General features: G+C 63.9%; 16 protein-coding genes. 13 read left to right on the top strand and 3 right to left on the bottom strand.

What is annotated here, in order from left to right:
* Positions 1–5: 5 nt before the first annotated feature.
* From HUS66_RS09035 to HUS66_RS09085, 11 genes are all read left to right on the top strand, one after another.
* The gene (locus HUS66_RS09035; RefSeq protein WP_175070591.1) at positions 6–1,055 is read left to right on the top strand and encodes a LacI family DNA-binding transcriptional regulator; all 1,050 of its coding nucleotides are present in this window, start codon (positions 6–8) and stop codon (positions 1,053–1,055) included.
* A gap of 80 nt (positions 1,056–1,135) precedes the next feature.
* A complete protein-coding gene (locus HUS66_RS09040; protein WP_254628763.1) occupies positions 1,136–1,981 on the top strand; it encodes a sugar phosphate isomerase/epimerase family protein in 846 nt (281 codons plus the stop codon).
* A gap of 116 nt (positions 1,982–2,097) precedes the next feature.
* Positions 2,098–3,108: a sugar kinase gene (locus HUS66_RS09045; protein ID WP_175070700.1), complete on the top strand. Its 1,011-nt coding sequence runs from the start codon at positions 2,098–2,100 to the stop codon at positions 3,106–3,108.
* A 113-nt stretch (positions 3,109–3,221) separates the two neighbouring features.
* Positions 3,222–4,208 (top strand): 2-hydroxyacid dehydrogenase, encoded by a 987-nt coding sequence (locus HUS66_RS09050; protein WP_175070592.1) that lies wholly within the window; start codon positions 3,222–3,224, stop codon positions 4,206–4,208.
* Positions 4,209–4,558: 350 nt separating this feature from the next.
* Complete coding sequence (locus tag HUS66_RS09055; protein ID WP_175070593.1) at positions 4,559–5,647, top strand: LacI family DNA-binding transcriptional regulator; 1,089 nt, start codon at positions 4,559–4,561, stop codon at positions 5,645–5,647.
* 138 nt (positions 5,648–5,785) lie between these two features.
* Positions 5,786–6,757 (top strand): TRAP transporter substrate-binding protein, encoded by a 972-nt coding sequence (locus tag HUS66_RS09060; RefSeq protein WP_254628764.1) that lies wholly within the window; start codon positions 5,786–5,788, stop codon positions 6,755–6,757.
* Positions 6,758–6,815: 58 nt separating this feature from the next.
* Entirely contained in the window at positions 6,816–7,427 is a 612-nt protein-coding gene (locus HUS66_RS09065) for a TRAP transporter small permease (RefSeq protein WP_175070595.1), read from the top strand.
* Positions 7,424–8,731 carry a TRAP transporter large permease gene (locus tag HUS66_RS09070; protein WP_175070596.1) on the top strand — a complete coding sequence of 436 codons (1,308 nt, stop codon included), beginning with the start codon at positions 7,424–7,426 and terminating at the stop codon, positions 8,729–8,731. Before HUS66_RS09065 ends, HUS66_RS09070 begins: the two co-directional genes overlap by 4 nt.
* Before the next feature lie 64 nt (positions 8,732–8,795).
* Positions 8,796–9,464 (top strand): HAD family hydrolase, encoded by a 669-nt coding sequence (locus tag HUS66_RS09075; protein WP_175070597.1) that lies wholly within the window; start codon positions 8,796–8,798, stop codon positions 9,462–9,464.
* Positions 9,465–9,841: 377 nt separating this feature from the next.
* Positions 9,842–10,525, top strand: a complete 684-nt coding sequence (locus HUS66_RS09080) for an HAD family hydrolase (protein WP_175070598.1) — start codon at positions 9,842–9,844, stop codon at positions 10,523–10,525.
* A gap of 231 nt (positions 10,526–10,756) precedes the next feature.
* Positions 10,757–11,131, top strand: a complete 375-nt coding sequence (locus tag HUS66_RS09085) for a translation initiation factor Sui1 (RefSeq protein ID WP_175070599.1) — start codon at positions 10,757–10,759, stop codon at positions 11,129–11,131.
* A gap of 18 nt (positions 11,132–11,149) precedes the next feature.
* Here the strand turns inward: HUS66_RS09085 and HUS66_RS09090 are convergent, their stop codons facing one another.
* Positions 11,150–12,034 carry an NAD-dependent protein deacetylase gene (locus HUS66_RS09090; protein WP_175070600.1) on the bottom strand — a complete coding sequence of 295 codons (885 nt, stop codon included), beginning with the start codon at positions 12,032–12,034 and terminating at the stop codon, positions 11,150–11,152.
* 174 nt (positions 12,035–12,208) lie between these two features.
* Here HUS66_RS09090 and HUS66_RS09095 point away from each other — a divergent pair, with 174 nt between their 5' ends.
* Positions 12,209–13,120 (top strand): nuclease-related domain-containing protein, encoded by a 912-nt coding sequence (locus HUS66_RS09095; RefSeq protein WP_175070601.1) that lies wholly within the window; start codon positions 12,209–12,211, stop codon positions 13,118–13,120.
* Between the two features lie 101 nt (positions 13,121–13,221).
* Here HUS66_RS09095 and HUS66_RS09100 read toward each other — a convergent pair whose 3' ends face one another.
* The gene (locus tag HUS66_RS09100) at positions 13,222–14,055 is read right to left on the bottom strand and encodes a ribonuclease T2 family protein (protein ID WP_254628765.1); all 834 of its coding nucleotides are present in this window, start codon (positions 14,053–14,055) and stop codon (positions 13,222–13,224) included.
* A 306-nt stretch (positions 14,056–14,361) separates the two neighbouring features.
* Between HUS66_RS09100 and HUS66_RS09105 the strand changes: the two genes are divergently transcribed.
* Positions 14,362–15,192 (top strand): ATP-grasp domain-containing protein, encoded by an 831-nt coding sequence (locus HUS66_RS09105; protein WP_175070602.1) that lies wholly within the window; start codon positions 14,362–14,364, stop codon positions 15,190–15,192.
* Positions 15,193–15,226: 34 nt separating this feature from the next.
* Here the strand turns inward: HUS66_RS09105 and HUS66_RS09110 are convergent, their stop codons facing one another.
* Complete coding sequence (locus tag HUS66_RS09110) at positions 15,227–16,564, bottom strand: deoxyguanosinetriphosphate triphosphohydrolase (RefSeq protein ID WP_175070603.1); 1,338 nt, start codon at positions 16,562–16,564, stop codon at positions 15,227–15,229.
* Positions 16,565–16,647 lie beyond the last annotated feature (83 nt).

The following is a 16,647-nucleotide window of genomic DNA, read 5'->3' on the forward strand; positions in this document are numbered from 1 at the left end:
ACAGCATGTCGTCATCCAAGGCCGCGTCGCGTTGCGCCACCATTCTCGAAGTGGCTCAGCAGGCCGGGGTTTCCAAGACCAGCGTATCCCGCTACTTCAGCGGCGAACGCGACCGCCTGTCGGAAACCATGCAAACGCGCATCGCCAGCGCCGCCAAACGCTTGAATTATCGCCCCAACCAAATGGCTCGCGGCCTCAAAGGCGGCCATTCACGCCTGATCGGCATGCTCATCGCGGACATCCTCAACCCCTTCTCGGTGGCGGTGATGCATGGCGTCGAGCAAGCCTGCCGGGCAAGGGGTTTCTCACTAGTGGTGTGCAACACCGACAACGACCCGGCGCAGGAGCGCGACCACCTCGCTCTGCTCGCGACCTACCGGATAGAAGGCCTGGTGATCAATGCCGCCGGCCAGCCCAGCCGCGAGCTCAAGCAGCTCGCCGAGCAGGGCACGCCGCTGGTCCTGCTGGACCGCTCGCTGGGTGAGCTCAGGGCAGACGAAGTCGGCCTCGATAACGCCCGGACCATCGACATGGCGCTGGACCATCTCGCATCGCAAGGTTACGGCGATCTGCTATATCTCAGCGAGCCCACGTCACAGGCAAGCTCACGCCAGGTTCGCCTGGAACGCTTTGAGCGGCAGCGTGAGCTACGCGGGCTGATGGGGCAGGCAATAAGCCTATCGCTGGACAAGGACGCCTCATCACTCGAGCAGGCCGTCACGGACTTTCTGGCAGCGCCCTCCCAGCGCCCCAAGGCGCTGCTCTGCGGCAATGGCAACGTCACGCTCGCCGTCACCCGGGCACTGCAGGCCAAGGGCATAGTGCCGGGCGCCATCGGCCTGATGGGCATCGACGAACTCGACTGGTGTCAGCTGGTGACCCCCGGGATCACCACGCTGGCCCAGCCCACCAAGGATATCGGTCGTGCCGCCGCGGAGACCCTGCTGCAGCGCTTGGAGTCGCATGGCGAGGCGGCGCCGCCTCGGCGCATCCATTATCAACCCAGACTATTGGCTCGCGGCTCGACCCAAGGTCCACCCACCAGCACCGCTTAAGCCTCAATAGACCACCGCCTATGCTGCGCTGAACCAACGCTTATGCCTCGCTGACCAACCGCTTAGCACCTCAGGAGACCATGATGGCCACACACCAGGATTCACGCACCACGATGGTAACGTTCCCATCGCACTCCATCAGCGTTTCAGGCCCACCCTCGGTGCTGGTCGCCGCCTCGGCATTCGGTCAAGCGCTGATCGCCGAGCACGGCCAGGCGGCGATTCTGCCCTGGTTGAAAGCCGCCGGTGCCGATGGCGTGGAGATTCGTCGCGAGCTGCTACCCGAAGGCTTCGACGACTTCGAAGCGCTGGGTGATGCCTGCGCAGAGCAGTCACTGGGCCTGATCTACTCGGCGGCAGACGCACTCTGGAACGACGATAGCCTTGCGCCGGGGCTCATGACTCGCCTGGAGGAAAGCCGGCGCCTGGGCGCGGCAGCCGTGAAATTCTCACTGGGGCAGTACTCGCCTGATGCTTCGCCCTCATCTCGCGCCAACGCCTGGCAGCACCTGAACGAACAGCTGGCGCATCCCAAGACACCGCTGCTGCTGGTCGAGAACGACCAGACACAGGACGGCGGCACCCTCGCCCCGCTCGCGGCGAGCCTTGCCGATGCTGAAACCGCCGGCTGTCCGCTCTACATGACCTTCGACATCGGCAACTGGCACTGGGTCGGCGCCGATCCGCTGGCGGCCGCCGAGCGCCTGGGGCCCTATGTGCGCTACCTGCACTGCAAGGGCGTGGTATTCGGCCAGGGGCGCCCCCACGCCAGCGTGCCCGACACGGAAGAGCTCAAGGGCTGGCCAAGGCTAATGGCGCACTTTCCCCAGGGCGTGACGCGGGCCATCGAATATCCCTTGCAGTCGCCACAGCTCCAGGACTTTACCCACGGACAGCTCAACCGGCTGCGAGCGCTACATGCCTGAACTCAGGCCCTGGCGCGCCGCTCGCCATCACCAACGAATAAACATCTACGGCTGATAACCAACTAAAGCTGATTAAAAGAGGAGCCTTTATGCCGTCACTCGACAAGGCAGCAGGCATGCCGCCAGACAATTCGCCATCCCCGTCGCCATGCCCTTCACCAGAGCTACTGGCCTTCGGTGAAGCGATGACAATGTTCGTGGCCGAACACCCGGGAGCGCTGTCTGACATCGAGCATTTCCAGCGCCGCATCGCCGGGGCAGACACCAATGTGGCCATCGGCCTGGCACGCCTGGGTCGGCACGTCGGCTGGCTAAGCCGCGTCGGCGATGACGGTTTCGGTCGCTATATCCGTCGCACCCTGGAAGCCGAGGGCCTGGACTGCCGATATCTGACCGATGACCCGGAACACCCGACCGGGCTGGTGTTCAAGGAACGCGCCGCCGGTGGTGCCGACCCGCACGTCGAGTACTTCCGTCGCGGCAGCGCCGCCAGCCACCTCTCGCTGCATGATGCGGCAGCGGTGGACTTCGATGCCCTGCGCCACCTGCATGCCACCGGTATCCCACCGGCCTTGTCGGCTAGCTGCCGAGAGCTCTCCTGGCACATGCTCGACAAGGCAAGAGAGGCGGGCGCCAGCATCTCATTCGACCCCAACCTGCGCCCCAGCCTCTGGAGCAGCGATGCCGAGATGGCGACTACCCTCAATGCCATGGCCGCCAAGTCAGACTGGGTGCTGCCAGGACTAGCCGAGGGGCAGCGTCTGACGGGACTCTCGGCCCATCAAGACATCGCCGACTTCTATCTCGAGCGCGGCGCCAAGGCAGTCATCATCAAACTAGGGCCTGAGGGTAGCTACTATCGCGGCGTGATTGGCGGCCGGGAGCAAAGCTTCATGGTGCCCGGCCTGGCGGTCACGGAAGTGGTCGATACCGTCGGCGCCGGCGACGGTTTCGCCGTGGGGGTGATCAGCGCTCTGCTCGATGGCCGCTCACCCCACGAAGCCCTGCATCGCGGCAACCTGATTGGCGCCGAGGCGGTGCAGGTCAGAGGCGATATGGAAGGGTTGCCCCATCGCGCCCGCCTGGAGCAGCTCGAAGCCCTCTACCGCTTGCCCACGCGGCAGTGAAATGACGCCAGTGACTTGCAACCAGTGAACTGAAGCCAGTGATGTAAAACCAGTGACCCGGTGAACGTGCAAAGACGCCGGGTAAACCGTGGCCTCTGCACAAGGAGTTTGAGATGAAAAAGCGTATCGTGGCGTTTCGCCGCCTGAACGACGACCAGCTTGATCAGCTGCGTGGCGATTTCCACGTCGATTATTTCGACCAACTGGAATCCGCCGACGACCCGGCCTTCCTCGCGGCCTTGGCGCAGGCGCACGGGCTGGTCGGCGCCAGCCTCAAGATCACCCCGGAGCTGCTCGACAAGGCACCGCACCTTGAAGCCATCGCCAGCATCTCGGTGGGATATGACAACTACCCGGTGGATGAGCTCACCCGGCGCGGCATCCTGCTGTGCAACACCCCGGACGTGCTGACCGAAACCACCGCCGATACCGGCTTCCTGCTGATCATGGCCACGGCCCGGCGTGCCGTGGAGCTCGCCGACTTCGTCAAGCGCGGCGACTGGCAGTCAAGCATCGGCGAGGCACAGTTCGGCTCTGACGTACACGGCAAGACACTGGGCATGGTCGGTCTCGGCCGCATTGGCGCCGCCATCGCTCGACGCGGCGCACTCGGCTTCGGCATGCCAATTCTGTATTCCAACGCCTCGCCCAAGCCGGCCCTGGAAGAGGAACTGGGAGCGCGACGCTGCGAGCTCGACGAACTGCTCGAGGTGGCCGACTTCGTCTGCGTCACGGTGCCTCTCAGCGCCCAGACCGAACGCCTGATCGGTGCCCGGGAGTTCGCGCTGATGCGCCATTCGGCGATCTTCATCAACATCTCCCGCGGCAAGGTCGTCGATGAAGCCGCCCTGATCGCGGCACTCGAGCAGGGAGAGTTTCGCGCCGCCGGCCTCGATGTCTTCGAGCAAGAGCCCCTGCCCAAGGACTCGCCGCTACCGCAAATGGCCAACGTGGTGGCGCTACCCCATATCGGTTCGGCGACGGTGGAAACCCGCACCGCCATGGCCCAGCGGGCCGTCGACAACATCACCCTGGCGCTGAGTGACCAGCGCCCCATCAGCCCGGTCAACACCGATGCCTGGGCGACACTCGACGACTGATCTCCCCTCAGAGCCGCTCGCCGAGGCGTATCTCGGCGAGCAGCCCAAGTTGTCGACTCGCCAAGGCGCAGGACTCCGCTGTCTTCACCACTCGCGCCTGCTCCATCGGCATCTACGCCGCCAAGCAGGCGTGCGCCAGCGTGCCGTACGCTTCGAGCGCGATATGAACACAGAGGGTCAGCGTGACTCTCACGCCGATCGCGCCCCTTTCTCCGCCGGTGGTTACCCCCTCTGCCACTGATGACGCCTGCCACGACTAAAGGTTAATTGGTGATCGGCTGTAGCTCTTCTAGATTTGGATCAATCCAAAAACATCTATTCAACCTACTTCAACCCCGATGGAGCACCGCATGACCCAAGACACCGTCCCCCCCTCGAGCCGTCGCGATTCCGGCAGCGTCACGCTGCAGGATATCGCCGCACATGCCGGGGTGTCGCGCTCGACGGTGTCGCTGGTACTGCGCGAAAGCCCACTGGTCGCCGACCGCACCCGCCTCAAGGTACAAGCCGCCATCAAGGAGCTGGGGTATGTCTACAACCGCGGTGCCGCCGCCCTGCGCGGCAGTCATACCGCAACGCTCGGCGTGGTGGTCTACGACATCGCCAACCCCTTCTTCGGCGCCATGGTGGCGGGCATCGATGCGGCCTTGAATCGCGAGGGCTACGTCTCTTTCCTGGCCAACAGTGAAGACTCCCCGGAGCGCCAGCAGCGCTTTCTGGAGCGCATGCGCGAACATCGCGTCGACGGCATTCTGCTGTGCCCGGCCGAAGGCACGCCTGCTTCGCTGATCGAGACACTGGCCGACTGGTCGCTGCCCTGTGTACAGGTGCTGCGCCACATCGGCGAGCCGCCCTTCGACTATGCCAGCAGCGATTTCGCCCGCGGCGTCCACCAGGCCGTCGACCACTTGGTCGACCTGGGGCATCGTCGCATCGCCTTTCTGGGTGGCCATGCCCAACACTCGGCGACCCAGGAGCGCTGGCAGGGCTATTCAGAGGCCCTCGCCCATCACGATCTCGCCTATCAGAGCCTAATGCGCGGACAGGTGACGCGTCGCGCCGGCCTGGAGCTGATCGAAACGCTGATGCGGGAGACACCACGCCCCACGGCGGTGATCTGCCACAACGACTTGATGGCCTTCGGTGCCATGCTCGGCCTCAAGCGCATGGGCCTGGCCCCCGGCGTCGACTGCGCGGTGATCGGCACCGATGACGTCGAGGAGGCCGCACTCAGCGACCCGGCCTTGACCAGTGTCGCCACCCATCCCTATGCCATCGGCGAAGAAGCCGCACGCCTCGCCCTGCGACGCATCGCCGATCCCGGCGGGGCCCGCGAGCAGGTCGTGCTGGCCCCGCATCTTCAGGTCCGCGAATCCTGCGGCAACGCATCACAGGCAACGGCTCCCGCATCGCCAACCACGTCTGACTCGATAGCCTGAGCAGCCCCAGCCACTGGTTGTGATGACTGCCGGTGGCGTCCAAGCACGACATAAGCACGACCAGCAACGACAACAACGAACGCTTAGAGAGGTAGCAAGATGACTCAAAAATGGATCGATCCAAAAAAACAGCATTCCATGAAACGCGGCCTGGTGACCGGTGCTCTGCTCGCAGCGGCAATGGGCATGGCGGGCGCCGCTCAGGCATTCGATTTACGCTTTGGACACGGCGGCACCGAGGATACCGCCTATCAGCTGGGGGCCGAGAAATTCCAGGAACTGGTCAGCGAGAACAGCAATGGCGAGATCGGCGTGCAGATCCTCGGCAACTCAGTGCTCGGCCATGAAACAGAGATGTTCGAGCAACAGATGGCGGGCGCCCTGGACATGTCGATCATCAACCCCGGGTTGATCACCGATTTTTCGCCGACCGCCAATGTCTTCTCGATTCCCTTCATGTATCGCGACGTCGACCACTGGCGTGCAGTACTCGACGGCCCGGTGGGTCGCGAGATCGCCGACAAGATCGAGGACGAGACTGACGTCAAGGTGCTGGCCTTCTTCGGCGGCGGTAAACGTCAGATCGTCAGCACCCGGCCGCTCGAGAGCCTCGAGGACCTGGAAGGCATGAAGCTGCGCACCAACCCGACCAAGCCCCTGATTACCGCCTGGTCCGCCTTGGGCGCCGAGCCCACGGTGATGGCCTGGAAAGAGATCTACACCGGTCTTCAGCTGGGCGCCATCGACGGCCTGCTCAATGAGGCCGAATGGATCCATCGCATGCGCTTTCATGAGGTGGCGCCCCATATCGGGCTCTCGCAGCACGATATCACCGTGCGCCTGCTGACCATGTCGCAGATGACCTGGGACCGACTCGATGCCGATGCTCAACAGGCCGTCATGGAAGCCGCGCAGGACGCTGCCACCTACGCCCGTGGGGTACAGCTCGAGCAGGACGCCGAGGCTCTGGACCAACTGGTTGAAGAGGGCGCGACGCTCCACGAGCTCGATCGAGAGCGCATGCAGGAGATCGTCAAGGCGCCGCTGGCCAAGGTGATAGAAGACATGGGGCTGACCGAGCTCCACCAGCAGATCATCAACGCCGGTTAATGCCCGTGCCGGGGCCACGCCCCGGCATCTTCCTCACTTTCCAACCGAGGACAGCGTCATGCCGACTCTGATTCACGGTCTGTCTCGCCTCAACCGACTCCTGGAGCGCGGTTTATACCTGATATTGCTGGCCCTGCTGACCGGCTTCATTGCGTTGATCATCTACCAGATCGTCAGCCGCAATCTGCCGCTATTGCCACGGCTTTACTGGACCGAAGAATTCAGCCGTTTTGCCTTCCAATGGATGATCATGTTGGGCACTGCCGTGGGCGTGCTGCACGCGGATCACTTTGTGCTGGAGGCCTTCCCTCGTGGTTCGCGGGCCGACCGGGTCACCCGTTGGATCCGGGATCTGGCCTGCCTGGCGGTAGGGATCATTTTCATCGTCTACGGCAAGGACTTCGCCCTGTCCGGCCTCAGACGCAACGCCACTGCCTCTGGCCTATCGATGGTCTACGTCTATTCGGCCTTCCTTGTAAGCGGCATTTTCATCTCACTGTTCAGCGCCCAGCGGCTGCTGCATGCCCTGTATGCAGGCATGGAGCGCATGGAAGCGGCCCTCAACACGCCAAGCGAGATCGAGTCGATCCCCGAGTCCGGCGATCCGAACAGCGCCGAGCTCGGTGAGCTTGCCCCCGCCCTTAACGACCGTGACAGGAGTCCTTCATGATCCCCATGGACTGGATCTTCGTGCTGCCGTGGCTGCTTTTCGGGCTACTCGGCGTCTTGATCATCGCCGGTGTGCCGATCGCCATGGCCCTGGTACTGACCGCTGTCGGCGTCATCACCCTGGACCCGCGGCTGACCTACTGGGTGATGTTCCAGCGCATGTACAACGGCATGGACTCCTTCGTGCTGCTGGCCGTCCCGCTGTTTCTGCTGGCCGGCAACCTGATGAACGCGGCCCGCATCACCGACCGCCTGATCACCCTCTGCATGCGCCTGGTGGGTCACCTGAAGGGCGCGCTGGCCCACGTCAACGTCCTGGTGAGCATGCTGTTCGCCGGCGTGTCCGGTTCATCCACTGCCGATAGCGCCGGTGTCGGCACCGTGCTGATTCCGGCCATGAAGCGCGAAGGCTATCCGGTCAACTTCGCCGTCGCGGTCACCGCCGCCTCGTCGGTGATGGGCATCATCATCCCGCCGTCGATCAACATGATCGTCTGGGGCGCGCTGACCAACACCTCGATCGCCGGGTTGTTTCTTGGCGGCATCCTGCCCGGCGTGATGATCGGCGTCACCCAGCTCGCGCTCAACATGGGCTATGTGCGCCGTTACCAGGTACCGGTAAGAAAGCGTGCGTCGCTTGCTGAGCTGATGAGCTCCGGCAAGGATGGCCTGCTGGCGGCGGGCATCCCGGTGGTGATCATCGGCGGCATCACGCTTGGGCTGGTCACCCCGACCGAAGCCGCCGTCATCGCCGTGCTGTATGCCCTGGCGCTGGGCTTCGTGGTCTATCGTGAGCTCAGCCTGCGCCAGGTGCTCAACGCTTCCACCGACACCGTGCGGCTGTGCTCGCTGTCCTTGTTCAGCCTGGTCGGTGCGGCGATCTTCGGCTATCTGATCAGCTTCTACCAGATTCCCCCCAAGCTGATGGCCGGCGTCAGCATCAGCGACCCGGTCGTGCTGCTGCTGATCATGACGGCGGTGATGCTGGTGATCGGCACCTTCATGGATTCGCTGCCGGCCATGGCGATCATGGCGCCCATCTTTCAGCCGCTGGCCATGCAGGCCGGGGTACATCCCGTACAATTCGGGGTCATTGGTGTCATGGCGCTAGGCCTTGGATTGATCACCCCGCCCTATGGCCTGTGCCTGATGATTTCGGCCAAGATCGGTGGCATTCCGTTGCTGAAAGCCCTGGGCACCACGATGCTCTACCTGACCGTGATGCTGGCCGTGATCGTGCTATTGATCGTTTATCCTGACCTGGTGCTGGCCATTCCGCGCCTGATCGCACCTGACTTCGTGTGACCTGCATTATTGAGTTCATGGGCCCTCGCGAAGGGCCCATTCATGTTTCTGCCGAGAGATTCCCATGCCCAACCGCCTATGCCTGCTCTTCGATTCCGACGGTACCCTGGTCGATAGCGAGTTCCTGCTCGCCGAGGTCATGGCCGAAACCCTCACCCCTTTCGGCCTGCCCTTTAGCGCTCGTCAGTACATGGATGAGTTTCGTGGCGTGCGCTTCCTGTCGATCGTCCGGGAGCTAGAGACGCGCTTCGGTGCACTCGACGAGACGCAACTGGCGGCGATGGAAGCCGCCATGCGAGAGCGCATGGCGACGCGCATGCAAAACGAGCTGCTGGCGATCGACGGCATGCCAAATGCGCTGGAGGCGCTGGCCGCCTACCCCAAGGCCGTCGTCTCCAACGGCCCCGAGGCCAAGATTCGCTGCGCCATGCAAAGCGCCGAGCTGGCACACCACTTCGACAACAACTTGTTCAGCGCCTATACCCTCGGCGTTTGGAAGCCCGACCCGGCGCTCTACCTCAAGGCCGCCGAGGCCATGGGTTATCCGCCCGAGCGCTGCGTGGTCATCGATGACGCCGCGGTGGGCGTTGAAGCAGGGCTCGCCGCCGGCATGCAGGTGGTGCACCTCAACCATTTTGCCGGTCAGGAAGCTACCCCCGCAGGCGCGCATGGGATTCACCATGCTCGCGAGTTGCCGGCCGTGATCGGCGCTCTGTCAGGTCGCAGCGCCTGACGACCTGAGGCCGCCCTTTCTGCTCTGCCATCTCCGCCTTTTCGCTCGCCACTCGCCACTCGCCCCTGATTCAGCCCCAGTCCTCGCCGATCAACGCTGCCGAGTGATATCGGCAGCGTGTCCTGCCCCCATGGGTAGGCGTCATTCCAGCGATCCTACGGTGTCCTCAAGCTCCACCTGTGGCGGTAACATCTCATATAGGGAATAAGCCGCCGTGCTCGCGGCATGGCTTTTAATGTGGCGAATTAAAGAACACTGTTCAAAAATTGACTATACTGACGATATGCCCGTCACGCCGCGATTCAATCTCCGGCGAGACGTGCCGATAGCTGTAACATTGGTATGATGTCCCCCTGTCTTGCCTCAGAGGATCGGCGATGACAATTCCGCGATGCCTGCTGTTCGATTGCGATGGCACCCTGGTCGATAGCGAACCCCTGCTCGCCGCCGAGATGGCCTCCAGCCTAACGGCGCTGGGCCTACCCTTCGCATCCAGTGACTACATGGGCGAGTTCCGCGGCGCCCGCTTCATGAATATCGTTGCCGAACTGCAGCGCCGCCACGGCGCCATCGACCCCGAAGCCCTGCGTCTCGGCGAAAGCGGCATGCGTGCACGCCTGGCCGAAAGGCTGGCCAGCGAGCTCACCCCTTTGCCCGGCGTTCGCGAGGCATTGGACGCCCTGGCCGGCTATCCCAGAGCGGTGGTCTCCAACGGGCCGGAGTCCAAGATTCGCACTGGCCTCACGACCACCGGCCTGAGCGACTACTTTGGCGACCGGCTGATCAGCGGCTATACCGTCCAATGCTGGAAACCGGACCCCTGCCTGTACCTGCATGCCGCCTCCCTGATGGGCTATGAGGCACGCGAGTGCATCGCCATCGACGATGCCATCGTCGGTGTCAAGGCAGCCCTGGCCGCCGGCATGCAGGTGATTCACCTGAATCGCTTCCCGGACGTGGAGACCACCCCGGAAGGCGCGATCCAGATCAGCAACATGCACCAGTTGCCCACCGTGATCGCCCATCTGGCGCATGAAGCGGTCGCCAGCCTGTCAATCTGACGGTTTCTCCACCCGTGGCGTCATCACCCGCCACCCATACCCATCGCCTGCGATGCACGCTCAGGGCTTTGCTTAAGTGGCTTTGTTTAGGTGGCTTTGTTTCGGTGGATTTGGATAACTGGCTGTGGGTAATTGGCTGAGGTAGAGGGGGTGTGGATAACCCGCTCCATGAGTCGTGTTCGGTGCTGCGTTATCATGGCGGCATACATTCTTCACCGTCAGGAGCGCGACATGGCTTCCCTGCATGATCAATTGCGTGGCCTCGTCTATTCCACCGAGCATGGCGAGACCTGCCCCGACTGCCGACAGCCGATCAACGACTGCGAGTGCCAGGCATTGGCCGAACGCGAGCGCCTCGCCGGCCTGGATGGCATTGTGCGCATCCGCCGCGAGACCAGCGGCCGCAAGGGCAAGGGCGTGACCACCATCGACGGCGTGCCGCTGCCCGAGGCCGAGCTGAAAGCCCTGGCCAAGACCCTGAAGAAGCGCTGCGGCACCGGTGGCGCCGTCAAGAACGGGATCATCGAGATCCAGGGCGATCAGCGCGAGGCCCTCAAGGACGCCCTGGAGGCCAAGGGCTACAAGGTCAAGCTGGCCGGCGGTTAGGCACGCTTCAGACGAAAGCTAGGCCGGCGGCGCCTCGAGCGCCGCGATCAGGGCAGCAAGCGTGGTGCCGATCGGCCGCTCGAGCTTGAGGGCATAAAGCTCATCCGCCCGGGTATGGCCCAGGTTGAGGCAGGCGATTGGCGTATTGCGCTGAGCCGCCGCCCGAGCAAAGCGATAGCCCGAATACACCATCAGCGACGAGCCGATCACCAGCAGCGCATCGGCGTCATTCACGGCCGCCAATGCCATCTCGACGCGGGAAGCCGGCACGCTGTCACCGAAGAACACCACATCCGGCTTGAGCACGCCTTGCTCACAGCGGCCGCAGGGCGGCACCCGAAAGTCCGAGAAGTCGACCTCCAGGTCGGCGTCGCCATCCGGCCCCGCCGCGGCATCGAGTTCAAGCCAGTGCGGGTTATTGGCCTCGAGCTCGGCATGCAGGTCGTGACGCATGCGTAGCGCCTGACAGCTCATGCAGCGCACCAGCTCGGCCCGGCCGTGCAGATCGATGACCCGCCGGTTGCCGGCGCGCTGATGCAGGCCATCGACGTTCTGCGTGATCAGGGTGTGCACATGGCCCAGGGCCTCGAGCCGAGCCAAGGCGTGATGGGCGGGCCCCGGTCGCGCGTCGCTGAGCGCACGGAAGCCAACCAAAGCCCGTGCCCAATAGCGCTGACGAGAGGCGTGACTCTGCATGAAGCGCTGGTGCTGCATGGGCGGAGGACGCTTCCAATCGCCGGCCGCATCTCGGTAGTCGGGAATGCCGCTCTCGGTGCTGACACCGGCACCGGTCAGCACCACCAGTCGCGGATGGGCACGCACGAAGGCTGCTAGCGCCGCGACATGCCCTTGATCGGCGATGGCATCATGGCCCGTTGAGGAGGTAGGAGATGACGGGAGCATGGTCTCTCTCTAGGGTTGATAGATCGCTGGATTGGATAGCTCGATACTGTTCGCACGTCGCTGCGGATGATTGATCGCGACGATTGATGAACTGTCGAAGGCCGAGGCCATAGTCTCGACTCCCGTGGCCCTCTAGAATGAATCCCTCGCATCCTCTCGGGCAAGGAGGCCTCGATGGCCTGGCTGGAATACCTGCTACCGCTGATCTTCCTGTTCCCGCTCGCGGCCATGGCAGTGAGCGTGGTGGCGCTGCGCAACCTGCACGACGCCCGCGTGAGCTCGCCCTTCGATGCCCATCCGCTGCGAGGCCCCGGCCAGGCGCTGCGCGACCGACTCGACCACGCCTTCGCGGGCCTGTTCCTGGACGGTGCCCTGGGCCCAATCGTGGTGCTCGCGCCGATGGTCTACGGCATGGGGCGAATGCTCTTTGCCAATCGCCAGAACTGGCTCGAATGGTCGCTTTACGGCGGGCTCAGCACGGCCCTGGTGCTGATCTGCTGCCTGCGCCTGATCCGGGATTTCCAGCGTATTCGCCGCCTCAAGCTAGGGCTCGCCTGCGAACTGGCGGTGGGTCAGGAACTGCAGCGCCTGATTCGCCCCGAAACCCACCCTTTCTTCATCTTCCACGATATCCCCGCCGATACCTATAGCATCGACCATGTGGCGGTCACGCCCCATGGGGTCTTCGTGGTCGAGACACGCGCCCGCACTCAGCCCCTGAACGCACGCGGTGTGCCGCAGACGCAGGTCGTGGTAGAGGGCACTCGGCTGCGCTTCCCCGGCTGGAGCGAGCGCCAGCCAATGCGCAAGACCCGCCAAGCCGCAGCCTGGCTGCGCCACTGGCTGAGCCGCGAATGCGGTACCGAGGTGCCGGTAGCCGGTATCCTCGCCCTGCCAGGCTGGGACATCGACAGCAGCGACGCCCCATCGGACATTCAGGTCGTCGACGGCGACCGGCTCGCGACCCTGATCACCGAGACCCGGCTCGCGCCGCTGCCCGACGAGCTTCATGAACGCATCAACCAGGCCCTGATGCGCCGAGGCACTCACCTGCTGCCCACTCATCTTGCCGGTCCCTCGCTCTAGCCATTTGATCTCATGGCTGTTGTTCCCGATTCCTCATAGCCCTTGCCGCCGGCCCTTGCCGCCGGCCCTTGCCGCCAGTCCTGGCAGTAAGTTCAAGGCCGCTAGGGGGTGCCTGCCATCACGCGCACCCGGGTCGAACACCGCCCGCGCCCCAGCGCCACCAGGCTGGGCGCATCGGGAAAGGCCGCCAGGCGCTCGGCATCAATGCCGATACGAATCTCGGTGAGCACTCGGTTGCCGCGCCCTCCGCACTCGAGTCGCAGCGCCCGCCCCGTATCCTCGCCAAAGACGGCTTCAAAGACAGTGATCAGCGCATTACGCGCAACCTCTCCACCACGATGCTGGTTAACGAAGTCTCCAAAGGCACTGGCATTGACCGTGTCACGCAAGGCCACGGCGGCAGCGAAATAGTCATCGACCGGCAGCGCCAGGCAGGCCGCGTGCTTGGCGTACTGATAACGATCCAGGCAGCTCGCCCGCCCTGGCATGGCACGGTCCAGTGACTGATCCAGCGACGTTGGTAGATGAAAAGGGGGATGGGCACGGCAAAAACTACCGCTTGCCCGCGGGGACTCGATGAAGCAGCCCTGGCGCCACCACTCCTGGCGCACCACCCCCTGTTTGGCAAAGCGGGCCGGCAGCGAGGGCCACAGGCCGTGCAGCACGAAGCCATCCGCCGCGCCCCGGGAAAGCGAAGCGTCACGACACTCTCTCGGCGGCTGGCGGCGGGTGCTACAGAAACCGGGATGCCAGGTCAGTGCCAGGGTGTAGTGGGCGAAGCCGGAGCCGTCGGACCTGCCGGAAAGCGCCGCCAGGGCAGCAAGCGCGGAAGGCGCGGAAGGCGCGGCCGACTCCGCGCCCGAGCGGGCCATGGCCGGGCCGCTCAACGCCAACGCCATCGCTAGGCCGAGTGACAGGCTCAACCAGCTGCTCAACGACCGGCTCCGCCACCTTTTCGACGACCGGCCAGGCAGCGCGGAGCCTGTCCATCCGCGACGCCGAACGGGCCAACTCGAGCATCTAGGCATGTTCGCTCCTCTTTCATGGGTCACTGGTCCATGAGTCACGGATCCAAGAGTCATTGGCTCAGAGATCACTAGCTCAAGGGTACAGGGGCAAAGCGTCAGCGGAATTAACGGGCGTCTCAAGGAGTTATCAAACGATGATCGATAATGCTTGCCAGACCCAGATGGCTCGGATAATAATCCGCGCCTTTCATGGGAGTTCTCCAAACTTAACTAATGAAGATAATCACGTTCGACGTCTTTCGCACCTTGGGGCTGGCCGGCGTTCGCTACATCAAACCCGAGCGCATGTACGATCATCTCGACGAGATCCAGGCCGCCGACTGGCTGCTGTTCCCAGCCTATTGGCAGGTGCATACCCTGGTCTACGGACTCAAGGCGCGCATCTTCCCGAGTCTGGCCAGCTATCACCTGGGGCACAACAAGGTCGAACAGACTCGCGCCTTCATGGCGATTTGCCCTGAGCATGTGCCGCCTACCGAGATTCTCGGCACGTCGCGGGCCTCGCTTGAGCTTGTCGAAGCACGTTTCGGCTATCCCTTCATCGCCAAGCGCATCAAGAGCTCGATGGGTGACGGCGTCAGCCTGATCGACTGCCGCGAGGCGCTGGAGGCTCATATCGAGGATGAGCCAGTGCTCTACGCCCAGCAGCGGCTGCCGGTCGATCGTGACCTGCGCATCGTGGTGGTCGGCGGCGAAGTGCTCACCGCCTACTGGCGGGTCACGCCGCTCGGCGGCTATCGGGCCAACGTCAGCCAGGGCGGGCGCGTCGAGCATGATGACATCCCCGAAGCGGCCACCGCGTTGGCACTGCGCCTGGCCAGGGAACTCGATATCGACCATGCCGGCTTCGATATCGCCATGGTCGACGGCCATCCCTATGTATTCGAATTCAACCGCCTGTTCGGCAACCAGGGCATCGCCGACAGCAGCAAGCGCATCGGCCACGCCATCAAGCGCGTGCTGGGCATTGGCAATGACATCGACCCGGATCTGGACCCAGAGCGCGACCCGGACGGTGAACCGCCGCTCAAGATGACTGCCTGAGCGGCAAAATAAGCCACGCCGGCCGGCGCCGGGATCAGTCGGCTTTCAAGCGACCGCCCATTTCCTGTGCCAGGTCCACCGCGTAGTGGTCGGTCATGCCACCGATGAAATCCAGCATGCGCCGATAGCTGTCATAGAGGCTCCAGGATGGCCGCGGGGTGTTCTCGCCGATCAGCGCCAGCACCCGCTGGTGCTTGAAGGTCGAGCGCCCGGTGGTGTGCAGCTCGTGGGCGGCGCCGATAAATGCCTCGAGCAGGATGCCGAGCGTCGTGTAGGCGCCGATCTCCAGCTTGGCCTTGCGCTCATTCTGGAAGATGCGCTCGCGGGCCAACTGCTTGGCAGCACTGACACCCCAGCCGAGATCCGGGTGGCAGAGCTCCAGCAGATCATCGCTTAGGGTTCCTGCCAGCATTTCCTGCTCATGCTGAACGAAGACCGCACCGACATCATTCACCGCCCGCTCCATGGCCGCGCCACGCAGCGCGGCGATGCGACGACGCTGGGACACGCCCTGCTCGCTCATGGCGTGATAGTCCTCCGGTTCGCCGCCAGCGATCTGGACCAGGATCTCGGCGACCTCATCGAAGCGCAGAATGCCCATCTCGAGGCCATCCTCGAGATCCAGCAGCGCATAGCAGATGTCATCTGCGGCCTCGACCAGATAAGCCAGCGGATGGCGACACCAGGCCCAGTCGTCGCGCTGCTTGAGGCCCAGCCGATGAGCCACCTCGGCGAGCTGTTCGCGCTCGGATTGATAGCAGCCGAACTTGCCGGCCCCGCCGCCGTGCTCCACCGTCCAGGGATACTTGAGCAGGGTGCCGAGCGTCGCCCCGGTCAGGCGCATGCCGCCATTGAACTGGTTGTACTCGATCTGGGTGACGATGCGAAAGCCCTGGGCGTTGCCCTCGTAGGTCAGCAGATCACGGCGCTCGAGCGGCGATAACTCCTCGAGATAGCCAAGGCCATCGGCCTCGGCGCGCTTGAACCAGTCGCGTATCGCATATTCACCGGCATGGCCGAAGGGCGGGTTGCCAATGTCGTGCCCCAGGCACGCCGCCTGCACGATGACACCCAGGTCGGCGGGAGTAATCCAATCGGGCAGCCGCTCGCGCAGCCCCTCGCCAACGATCATGCCCAGGCTACGGCCCACGCAGCCGACCTCCATCGAGTGGGTCAGGCGGGTATGGATATGGTCATTGTCGGTAAGCGGATGCACCTGCGTCTTGCGCCCCAGGCGCCGAAAGGAGCCGGCGAAAACGATCCGGTCATGGTCCTTGTGGAAGGGGCTGCGGCCCAGCTCCTCGCGTGTCGCGCGGGGCTTGTCGTTGAGCCGGTGAGGATCCAGCAGGCGTTCCCAGTGCATCAGCGTCATGACGCCTCCTAAGGTCAGGGCCTCCATTCTGGCACCCCCCTCATCACCGGGCCAGTGCCCTGACACTCACGCAGTGCAGATCA

Origin of the sequence: Onishia taeanensis (assembly GCF_013349955.1) — a bacterium.
Lineage (GTDB): Bacteria > Pseudomonadota > Gammaproteobacteria > Pseudomonadales > Halomonadaceae > Onishia > Onishia taeanensis_B.

What these genes read in the sequence shown, in the direction of transcription:
- HUS66_RS09035 (WP_175070591.1), top strand. Translation starts at nt 6, where the DNA reads ATGTCGTCATCCAAGGCCGCGTCGCGTTGCGCCACCATTCTCGAAGTG.
- HUS66_RS09040 (WP_254628763.1), top strand. Translation starts at nt 1,136, where the DNA reads ATGATGGCCACACACCAGGATTCACGCACCACGATGGTAACGTTCCCA.
- HUS66_RS09045 (WP_175070700.1), top strand. Translation starts at nt 2,098, where the DNA reads ATGCCGCCAGACAATTCGCCATCCCCGTCGCCATGCCCTTCACCAGAG.
- HUS66_RS09050 (WP_175070592.1), top strand. Translation starts at nt 3,222, where the DNA reads ATGAAAAAGCGTATCGTGGCGTTTCGCCGCCTGAACGACGACCAGCTT.
- HUS66_RS09055 (WP_175070593.1), top strand. Translation starts at nt 4,559, where the DNA reads ATGACCCAAGACACCGTCCCCCCCTCGAGCCGTCGCGATTCCGGCAGC.
- HUS66_RS09060 (WP_254628764.1), top strand. Translation starts at nt 5,786, where the DNA reads ATGAAACGCGGCCTGGTGACCGGTGCTCTGCTCGCAGCGGCAATGGGC.
- HUS66_RS09065 (WP_175070595.1), top strand. Translation starts at nt 6,816, where the DNA reads ATGCCGACTCTGATTCACGGTCTGTCTCGCCTCAACCGACTCCTGGAG.
- HUS66_RS09070 (WP_175070596.1), top strand. Translation starts at nt 7,424, where the DNA reads ATGATCCCCATGGACTGGATCTTCGTGCTGCCGTGGCTGCTTTTCGGG.
- HUS66_RS09075 (WP_175070597.1), top strand. Translation starts at nt 8,796, where the DNA reads ATGCCCAACCGCCTATGCCTGCTCTTCGATTCCGACGGTACCCTGGTC.
- HUS66_RS09080 (WP_175070598.1), top strand. Translation starts at nt 9,842, where the DNA reads ATGACAATTCCGCGATGCCTGCTGTTCGATTGCGATGGCACCCTGGTC.
- HUS66_RS09085 (WP_175070599.1), top strand. Translation starts at nt 10,757, where the DNA reads ATGGCTTCCCTGCATGATCAATTGCGTGGCCTCGTCTATTCCACCGAG.
- HUS66_RS09090 (WP_175070600.1), bottom strand. Translation starts at nt 12,034, where the DNA reads ATGCTCCCGTCATCTCCTACCTCCTCAACGGGCCATGATGCCATCGCC.
- HUS66_RS09095 (WP_175070601.1), top strand. Translation starts at nt 12,209, where the DNA reads ATGGCCTGGCTGGAATACCTGCTACCGCTGATCTTCCTGTTCCCGCTC.
- HUS66_RS09105 (WP_175070602.1), top strand. Translation starts at nt 14,362, where the DNA reads ATGAAGATAATCACGTTCGACGTCTTTCGCACCTTGGGGCTGGCCGGC.
- HUS66_RS09110 (WP_175070603.1), bottom strand. Translation starts at nt 16,564, where the DNA reads ATGACGCTGATGCACTGGGAACGCCTGCTGGATCCTCACCGGCTCAAC.